Here is a 7,234-nt window from a genome sequence, read left to right as displayed (position 1 = left end):
GCGGGACTCCGCTTCGCTGCGTTCCTCGCGCTCACCGGGCTGCCTCATCGTTCGCGACTGCGGGACTCCGCTTCGCTGCGTTCCTCGCGCTCACCGGGCTGCCTCATCGTTCGCGACTGCGGGACTCCGCTTCGCTGCGTTCCTCGCGCTCACCGCAGCCCTGCCTTCGGGGCGGTCGCCAACCTGGCCACGTCGCGCAGCACCTCGTCCAGGCTGCCGGAGCCCGCCCAGCGCACCACCGGCACCCCGTGCTCCCGGAGCTGGCCGATCATGGTGTCCCGGTCCAGCCGCCACAGCCGGTACGCCACCTCGGCCCAGCCCCGCTCCTTCGGCACCGGCAGCTCGGCCGGCAGCGTGTCCACCGCCACCACGAACCGCCCGCCCCGGGCCAGCCGGGCCAGCATCTGCGCGGACCGCTCGTCGAGCAGCGGCGTGAGCACCACCACGAGCGCGTCCGAGGAGAGCACCTGAGGGCCGAAGACCTGGTCGTACGGTTCGTGCGGGGACGAGTCGGCCTGCACGTCGAGCAGCCACTCCAGCACGGTCAGGTACTGCCGCCGCCCGGTGGCCGGGCGCAGCCGGCGGGCGGACGGCCCGTACTCCAGCATCGACACCCGGTCGCCGCGGTGCAGGTAGTGCTCGGCGATCGCGGCGGCGGCCCGGACCGTGGTGTCCAGCACCGAAGCGGTCCCGTTCACGCCGCCGGAGCGGCCCGCCTCGGCCAGCACGTCCAGCAGCAGCACCACCTCGGCGTCGCGGTCGGACAGGGTGGCCGCGACGTGCAGTTGCCGGGCCCGCAGCGACACCCGCCAGTCGATCCGGCGCAGCCGGTCGCCGGGCGCGAACACGCGTACCCCGGCCAGTTCGCCGCCCTCGCCCGGCCGCCGCGAGCGGTGCGCGCCGACCAGCCCGGCGGCCCGGGGCATCGCCTCGACCGCGTCGAACGACTCGGTACGCGGATAGATCCGGGCCCGGATCGGCTCGGTGATCACCGCGCGGGAGACCAGCAGCCCGTCGGCGGCGGCGACCCGCGCCCCGGCCGGGCCGATCGGGTGCCGTCCCCACCGCAGCGCGGTGCCGGTCAGTTCCACGTCGACGGCGCTGCCCGGGGGTACCGAGGTGACGAACGGCCGGTCCGCGCCGCCGGAGCGGCTCACGTCCAGCCCGGTGCCGCCGAAGCCGACCTGCTCCACCCGCAGCCAGCGCGACATCCGGGTGCGGACCACCGCCAGGTCGTATCCGACCAGGTCGGGGTTGGCCACCGCGACCGTCGCGGCAATCGGCGAGCCCTCGACCAGGCGGGTGTCCGCGACGCCCAGTTCCAGCTCGGGCAGTCCGGCGGGACGGCGGCGCAACGCGTACGCGGTCCCCAGCGCGAACGGCGTGGCGAGCACCACCAGATCGATGCGACCGAGCAGGACGGCGGCGACGAGCAGCACGCCGGTGAGCAGCACGGCCCGGCCGAGCGCCCAGGTGGGCGCCCAGCCGTTCGCCGCGTCGGCCCGGTCCATCAGCGTCCGGCGGCGTAGCTGGGCAGCGCGCCGCTGGCCGGGGCGGGCGTCGACTCCAGCACCTCGCCGACCACGAAGGACGGATCGACCCGGCGCAGCCACATCTCCGGCCGTAGCGTGATCCGGTGCGCCAGAGCAGGCGCCGCCACCGCCTTGACGTCCTCCGGCACCACGTAGTCGCGGTTGGCGAGCACCGCCCGCACCCGGGACAGCAGCAGCAGCGCCAGCGAGCCGCGCGGGGACGCGCCGACGAGCGCCGACGGGTGCTCCCGGGTGGCAGCGGTGAGCGCCACGATGTAACGACCGATCGAGTCCTCCACCACCACGTCCTCCAGCGCGGCCTGCATCGCGCGCAGCGTGGCCGCGTCCACCGCCGGCTTGATCTCGGCCTCCTCGCGGCGGCGGGCGATCCGGCGGCGTAGCACGTCCCACTCCTCGTCGTGACTGGGGTAGCCGAACGACACACGCAGCAGGAAACGGTCGAGCTGCGCCTCCGGGAGCGGGTACGTGCCCTCGTACTCGATCGGGTTGGCGGTGGCGAGCACGTGGAACGGCTCGTCCAGCTTGTAGGTCACGCCCTCCACCGAGACCTGCTTCTCCTGCATCGCCTCCAGCAGCGCCGACTGCGTCTTCGGCGGCGTCCGGTTGATCTCGTCGGCGAGCAGCAGGTTGGTGAACACCGGCCCGGCCCGGAACGCGAAGTCGCCGCTGCTCTGGTCGTAGAGGAACGAGCCGGTCACGTCGGCGGGCAGCAGGTCCGGGGTGAACTGGAGTCGCCGGAAGTCCAGCCCGAGCGCCTGCGCGAAGCACCGCGCGGTGAGCGTCTTGCCCAGGCCGGGCAGATCCTCCAGCAGCACGTGACCACCGGCGAGGATGCCGGCCAGCACCAGCTCCAGCGAGTCGCGCTTGCCGACCACGACGGTGCCGACCGCGTCCAGGACGGCCCGGGCGAGCCGGCCCACCTCGGCGGGGGCCATGCTCCGGTCCACGTCGTTCATCAGATCTTCTCCAGTTCGGCGACGATCGCCGCGAGGTCGCGCGGCGACGGAGGGCGGCGGACGGGGGTGGCGAGGAACGTCCACAGTGGCTCGCCCAGCACCGACCGGGCGCGGGCCGGGTCGGACTCACGGGTGACGCCGTGGCGCTGGCGCAGCCGTTCGTCGGCCAGCTCGCCGAGGCGGGGCAGGATGCGCTCGTTGAACCGGTCCCGGTTGTCGGCACACCAGTCCAGCGGGCGCTCCCAGCCGTTGATCGCGACACGCAACGCGTCCCGGACGGACCAGTTCCAGGTGCCGGGCTCCTCACCGGCGGGCGCCCGGGCCCCCGCGCGGGGCGGCGGCGGGGGTGAGAGCGCGGTGGTGACCCGGCGTACGGCGAGCACCGCGAGCACACCCGCCACGATGATCCAGATCGGCACCCGCAGGCCGACCGTGCGCAGGACGACCACTGCCACGACCACGATGGCGGCGGTGACCGCGGCGGCCCGCAGCAGCAGCCGGGCCCGGCTGCCGCCGGAGGGCCGGGTCTCCTCCCCGGCGGGCTCCTCGCCGAACGAGAGCAGGTCGTCGATGCTGGTGCTCACGACGCCTCCCCCGTCGCCAGGCTGGTCAGCTCGCCGCGCAGCCGGCGCAGCGCGGCACGGGCCTGGTCCCGGGTGCGCTCGTCGACCGGGTGCGTGGCGTACCGGGCTTCCCGGTAGACGTGCGCGAACCCGTCCAGCACGTCGGCGCTGGCGATCGCCGGGATGCCGGCCGCCGGGTCGCCGCGCAGCAGCCGCGCAACCAGATCGGTCGGGGTGTCGCCGGTGCGCCGGGGCACGCCCACGTCCTCGGCGGCCTCCTCCAGCCGGACCCAGCAGGCGATGACAGCGGTTCGCGGGTCGGTGGCACGGTCGTCCAGTTCCTCCAGCCCGGCGTCCAGGGCGGCCACCACCTCGCGGGCGGTGCCCTCGGCGGTCCGCCGGGTGCGCCGGACCGGCACCGCGCGTGTGGTCCGGCGCAGCGCGCCGCCTACCACGGTGTAGAGCACGTAGCCGACGACGCCCAGCACGATCACGGCCACCAGGGCCACGGCGGCGGTGCCCAGCCAGTCGGCCACCCCGCTCGAGGAGGGGATGCCGGCTTCCCGGGGCTCGACGGGGATCGTCGGCGGCGCCTCGGACGGATATTCCGGGACGTACGGGATGTTCTCCACTGGCGGGATCCGGCTGGCGCCGATGGCGGAGTGGCCGGCGGCGAACGCGGCGGCCACGAGCAGCGCCGCCACCGCGACGACCGGCCACCACCTGCGCAGCACGCCGAAATCCATCCCACCGCCTCAGGTGTCGCTCAGTCCACCCCGGACAGGTGCTTCGCCCGGGTGAACACGTCGTCCAGCATCGAGGGCGTGAGCCGGCCGGTGAAGGTGTTCTGCTGGCTGACGTGATAGCAGCCCAGCAACTCCGGCACGGACTCGCCGGACCAGTGTGCCCCATGACCGAACGCCGGTCGCGGCGTGGGCGGCCGCTGCCCGTACATCTGACGTAGCACCGGCCACCACGCGGCCCAGGCGAACGCGCCGAGCGCGACCACGACGCGCAGCGTGGGACGGATCAGTTCGACCTCGCGGTGCAGCCACGGCGCGCAGGTGTCCCGCTCGGCCGGGGTGGGTTTGTTGTCCGGCGGCGCGCACCGCACGGCCGCGAAGATGCGGGTGTCGCGCAGCGTCAGGCCGTCGTCGGCGGAGACGCTCGTCGGCTGGTTGGCCAGCCCGGCGCGGTGCAGCGCGGCGAACAGCACGTCGCCGGACCGGTCCCCGGTGAAGATCCGGCCGGTGCGGTTGCCGCCGTGCGCGGCGGGCGCCAGGCCGAGGATGGCGATCCGCGCGTCCGGCGGGCCGAGGCCGGGCACCGGCCGCCCCCAGTAGTCCTGGTCGCGGAACGCCGCCCGCTTGACCCGGGCCACCTCCTCGCGCCACGCCACCAGGCGTGGGCAGGCGAAGCAGTCGCTGACCGCGCCGTCGAGGTCGGCCAGGTCGGCCGCCCGCGCGGCGCGGGCGACCACGTCCTGCGGGGTACGCGACTCAGCCAAGCTTCGCCCGGAACAGTTCCAGCGTGCGGGCCCAGGCGGTGGCGGCGGCCCGCTGGTCGAAGTGCTCCGGCCGGTCCTCGTTGAAGAACGCGTGCGCGGTGCCCGGGTAGTCGAACGTCTGGCAGGTGCCACCGGCCGACTCGATGGACCGGCGTACGCTCTGCACCCCGTCGGCGGCGGAGAGGCCGTCCGCCTCGGAGCAGTGGATGAGCGCCGCCTTGCCGGCGTAGTCGGCCCAGTCGGCGGCCATGCCCTCCCAGGGCAGTCGCGGGTAGAACCCGGCGGTGGCCACGATGCGCTCGGAGGACGTGCCGGACCACAGGGCCAGGCTGGCGCCCGCGCAGAACCCGGCGCAGCCCACCTTGCCGGCGACCTCCGGCCGGCTCGCCAGGTATTCGGCGGCGGCGGCGATGTCGGTCGCCGCCTCGTCCATCTGAGAGCTGTTGAGCATCAGCTGCGGCTCGGTCGGCTTCACGGCCGGCCCGCCGTGCCGGAAGTCGGGCGCGAGGGCGACGAAACCGGCCTCGGCGAAGCGGTCGACCACGGCCCGGACGTGGGGCGCGAGACCCCACCAGTCCTGGATGACGATGACCGCCGGGCTGGCCGCACCGCCGGAGGGTATCGCGAGATACCCCTCGCTCGTCCCCCCGTTGCCGGTGAAGCTCACCATCTCGCCCATGGGCCCGTCCTCCTTGCGGTCAGTCAACGTTGGCTGGTCGCACAGTTGGCTGTTACGTGCCGGTAGCGTGCCACGCGGTCACCGGCCCGGGGAAGACGGAACAACAGTGGCATTCACCTCCTGTCGACCTGCCGGACAGGTACACACACCGGGTATAGCGATTGCTAAACTGGCCGCGTGGTAGCTGGAGACTGGGACGTCTACCTGGTCGACGAGGTGCACGAGAGGAGGGGAACGCATGAGCGACTACTCCCGATGGCAGGACATCCGCGCCGACCACGTCGCCCGGGCCGGCGGGGAAGGCGCGGTCGACGCGGGTAAGCAGGAACTCCTCGCCGAGGTCATCGGTCACCGCCTCGCGGAGGTACGGCGAGCGCGCGGCCTGACCCAGCAGCAGGTGGCCGACCGGATGGGCGTCACCAAGGGACGGGTCTCCCAGATCGAGCAGGGAAAGATCTCCGGCCAGGAAGTGGTGGCGCGGTTCGCCGCAGCGCTGGGTGGCCGGCTCCACCAGGCGATCTACTTCGACGACGGTGACATCGCCGCCATCGCCTGACAGCGAATCCCCGCGAGATCTTGGAGGGTTCCGGCCCCTGTGGGGGCCGCTTCCTACCAAGATCTCGCGGGGTCGAGCGCGCTCAGGGCGTCGACGTGGGTTGCGCGGAAGCGCTGGGGGTTGACGCAGAGGGCGCGGCGGGCGTCGGGGCCGCGGACGGGGTGACGCTGTCCGTGGGCGCGAGTGCGGGCGGGGCGATCGACGGCGAGGCCGGTGCGCCGAACGGGGCCAGTTCCGGGCAGTACGGATAGGCGTTGCGGGGTGCGGGCACCGCGCCGGACGAGTCCAGGCAGTTCGGCCAGCCGAGCCGGATCGGCACGCCGTTCTGGTCGAACAGCTGCGCGTCGCGGATCAGCAGCCCCTGCTGGTCGTAGACGAAGACGTCCTCGATGCGCTCGTACCGCCGGTCCACCGACGTCTGCTCGTAGCCGCTGTAGACGTCGGAGCTTGCGTTCCGGTCCACGTCGACGAGCACCGCGAAGCCGAACAGCAGCAGCGCGACCGTGCCCAGCCTGTGCAGGCGACGCGGCCAGCCGGTGAAGCCTGCGGAACGGCGGCCGAGCCACAGTGACGCGACCACCGCGCCGATGAGCAGCAGCAGCCCGGCCGACGCGTTGTCGTTCGGCCGGGGCAGCAGACCGGGCCGGGCACCGTCCACCATCACGCTGATCAGCAGCGCGGCCAGCCAGCCGCGGAGCAGCCACCAGGCCGGGCGCAGCGGACGCAGGAAGTCGCTCACCGTCGCGTGCCCGAGCAGCGGGCCGAGCTGGCGGTCCAGCAGTCGCATCTGAGTGGCCGCCTGAGCCCGCGCCTCGGCCAGGCGGTGGAAGCGCGCCGGTCGCCGCCCCTCCTCGGCGCCGGCGGCGGCGCGCAGCTCGGCCGCGTACGCCTCGGGGGTGCCCAGCCGGTCCACGAGCGCGCCCTCGCCCTCGGCGGCCACCTCGGCGAGGTGTTCCGGCAGGTCCTCGGTCAGCTCGTCGCGGACCCCCGGCGGCAGGTCGGCGAGCGCCGCGCGTACCCGGTCGACGTAGTCCGTGATCTCCTGCCCAGTGACGGTCATGCCGCCATCCCCCGATCGTCGAGCAGTGCGTCCATGGTGGTGGCGAACGAGCGCCAGGTCTTGCCGGAGCGGGTGAGCTGGTCACGCCCGGCGGTGTTCAGCGAGTAGTACTTGCGGTGCGGCCCGGACTCGCTCGGCACCACGTACGTGGTGAGCAGGCCCGCGGCGAACAGCCGGCGCAGCGTGCCGTAGACCGAGGCGTCGCCGACCTCGGTGAGGCCGGCCTCGCGCAGCCGCCGCAGGATGTCGTAGCCGTATCCGTCCTCGTCCTTGAGCACGGCGAGCACCGCCAGGTCGAGCACGCCCTTGAGGAGCTGCGTGGTATCCACGCTCAGCACACTAGTGCGCATTGCGCACTAG

The 7,234-nt window shown here is 73.8% G+C and carries 9 protein-coding genes; 1 reads left to right on the top strand and 8 read right to left on the bottom strand.

The genetic code is table 11. From position 1 onward, the window contains the following. Window positions 1–149: 149 nt before the first annotated feature. From ACFYO8_RS12055 to ACFYO8_RS12030, 6 genes are read right to left on the bottom strand one after another with little or no spacing between them, the layout of a single operon-like run. Window positions 150–1,511, bottom strand: coding sequence for a DUF58 domain-containing protein (locus ACFYO8_RS12055; RefSeq protein WP_355047167.1), 1,362 nt, complete (start codon window positions 1,509–1,511; stop codon window positions 150–152). Next, the gene (locus tag ACFYO8_RS12050) at window positions 1,511–2,509 is read right to left on the bottom strand and encodes a MoxR family ATPase (protein WP_355047168.1); all 999 of its coding nucleotides are present in this window, start codon (window positions 2,507–2,509) and stop codon (window positions 1,511–1,513) included. Before ACFYO8_RS12050 ends, ACFYO8_RS12055 begins: the two co-directional genes overlap by 1 nt. After that, the gene (locus ACFYO8_RS12045) at window positions 2,509–3,093 is read right to left on the bottom strand and encodes a hypothetical protein (protein WP_355047169.1); all 585 of its coding nucleotides are present in this window, start codon (window positions 3,091–3,093) and stop codon (window positions 2,509–2,511) included. The genes ACFYO8_RS12050 and ACFYO8_RS12045 overlap by 1 nt, the downstream gene beginning before the upstream one ends. Continuing rightward, window positions 3,090–3,818 carry a DUF4129 domain-containing protein gene (locus ACFYO8_RS12040; RefSeq protein WP_355047170.1) on the bottom strand — a complete coding sequence of 243 codons (729 nt, stop codon included), beginning with the start codon at window positions 3,816–3,818 and terminating at the stop codon, window positions 3,090–3,092. The genes ACFYO8_RS12045 and ACFYO8_RS12040 overlap by 4 nt, the downstream gene beginning before the upstream one ends. 20 nt (window positions 3,819–3,838) lie before the next feature. Continuing rightward, window positions 3,839–4,552, bottom strand: a complete 714-nt coding sequence (locus tag ACFYO8_RS12035; RefSeq protein ID WP_355047184.1) for a uracil-DNA glycosylase — start codon at window positions 4,550–4,552, stop codon at window positions 3,839–3,841. A 19-nt stretch (window positions 4,553–4,571) separates the two neighbouring features. After that, complete coding sequence (locus ACFYO8_RS12030; protein WP_355047171.1) at window positions 4,572–5,258, bottom strand: dienelactone hydrolase family protein; 687 nt, start codon at window positions 5,256–5,258, stop codon at window positions 4,572–4,574. Window positions 5,259–5,496: 238 nt separating this feature from the next. Here ACFYO8_RS12030 and ACFYO8_RS12025 point away from each other — a divergent pair, with 238 nt between their 5' ends. After that, window positions 5,497–5,814 (top strand): helix-turn-helix transcriptional regulator, encoded by a 318-nt coding sequence (locus ACFYO8_RS12025; RefSeq protein WP_354864932.1) that lies wholly within the window; start codon window positions 5,497–5,499, stop codon window positions 5,812–5,814. An 82-nt stretch (window positions 5,815–5,896) separates the two neighbouring features. Here ACFYO8_RS12025 and ACFYO8_RS12020 read toward each other — a convergent pair whose 3' ends face one another. Beyond that, window positions 5,897–6,874 carry an HAAS signaling domain-containing protein gene (locus ACFYO8_RS12020; RefSeq protein ID WP_354864930.1) on the bottom strand — a complete coding sequence of 326 codons (978 nt, stop codon included), beginning with the start codon at window positions 6,872–6,874 and terminating at the stop codon, window positions 5,897–5,899. Next, window positions 6,871–7,203: a PadR family transcriptional regulator gene (locus tag ACFYO8_RS12015; protein ID WP_041798804.1), complete on the bottom strand. Its 333-nt coding sequence runs from the start codon at window positions 7,201–7,203 to the stop codon at window positions 6,871–6,873. The genes ACFYO8_RS12020 and ACFYO8_RS12015 overlap by 4 nt, the downstream gene beginning before the upstream one ends. Window positions 7,204–7,234: the final 31 nt, after the last annotated feature.

Origin of the sequence: Micromonospora sp. NPDC005257 (assembly GCF_042872445.1) — a bacterium.
In the GTDB taxonomy this organism is placed as follows: domain Bacteria; phylum Actinomycetota; class Actinomycetes; order Mycobacteriales; family Micromonosporaceae; genus Micromonospora.
This window is presented reverse-complemented; position numbering and strand designations above follow the sequence as displayed.

Bases quoted from the DNA above. Each gene is read 5' to 3' on its own strand.
- ACFYO8_RS12055 (WP_355047167.1), bottom strand. From the start codon at position 1,511: ATGGACCGGGCCGACGCGGCGAACGGCTGGGCGCCCACCTGGGCGCTC.
- ACFYO8_RS12050 (WP_355047168.1), bottom strand. From the start codon at position 2,509: ATGAACGACGTGGACCGGAGCATGGCCCCCGCCGAGGTGGGCCGGCTC.
- ACFYO8_RS12040 (WP_355047170.1), bottom strand. From the start codon at position 3,818: ATGGATTTCGGCGTGCTGCGCAGGTGGTGGCCGGTCGTCGCGGTGGCG.
- ACFYO8_RS12030 (WP_355047171.1), bottom strand. From the start codon at position 5,258: ATGGGCGAGATGGTGAGCTTCACCGGCAACGGGGGGACGAGCGAGGGG.
- ACFYO8_RS12025 (WP_354864932.1), top strand. From the start codon at position 5,497: ATGAGCGACTACTCCCGATGGCAGGACATCCGCGCCGACCACGTCGCC.
- ACFYO8_RS12020 (WP_354864930.1), bottom strand. From the start codon at position 6,874: ATGACCGTCACTGGGCAGGAGATCACGGACTACGTCGACCGGGTACGC.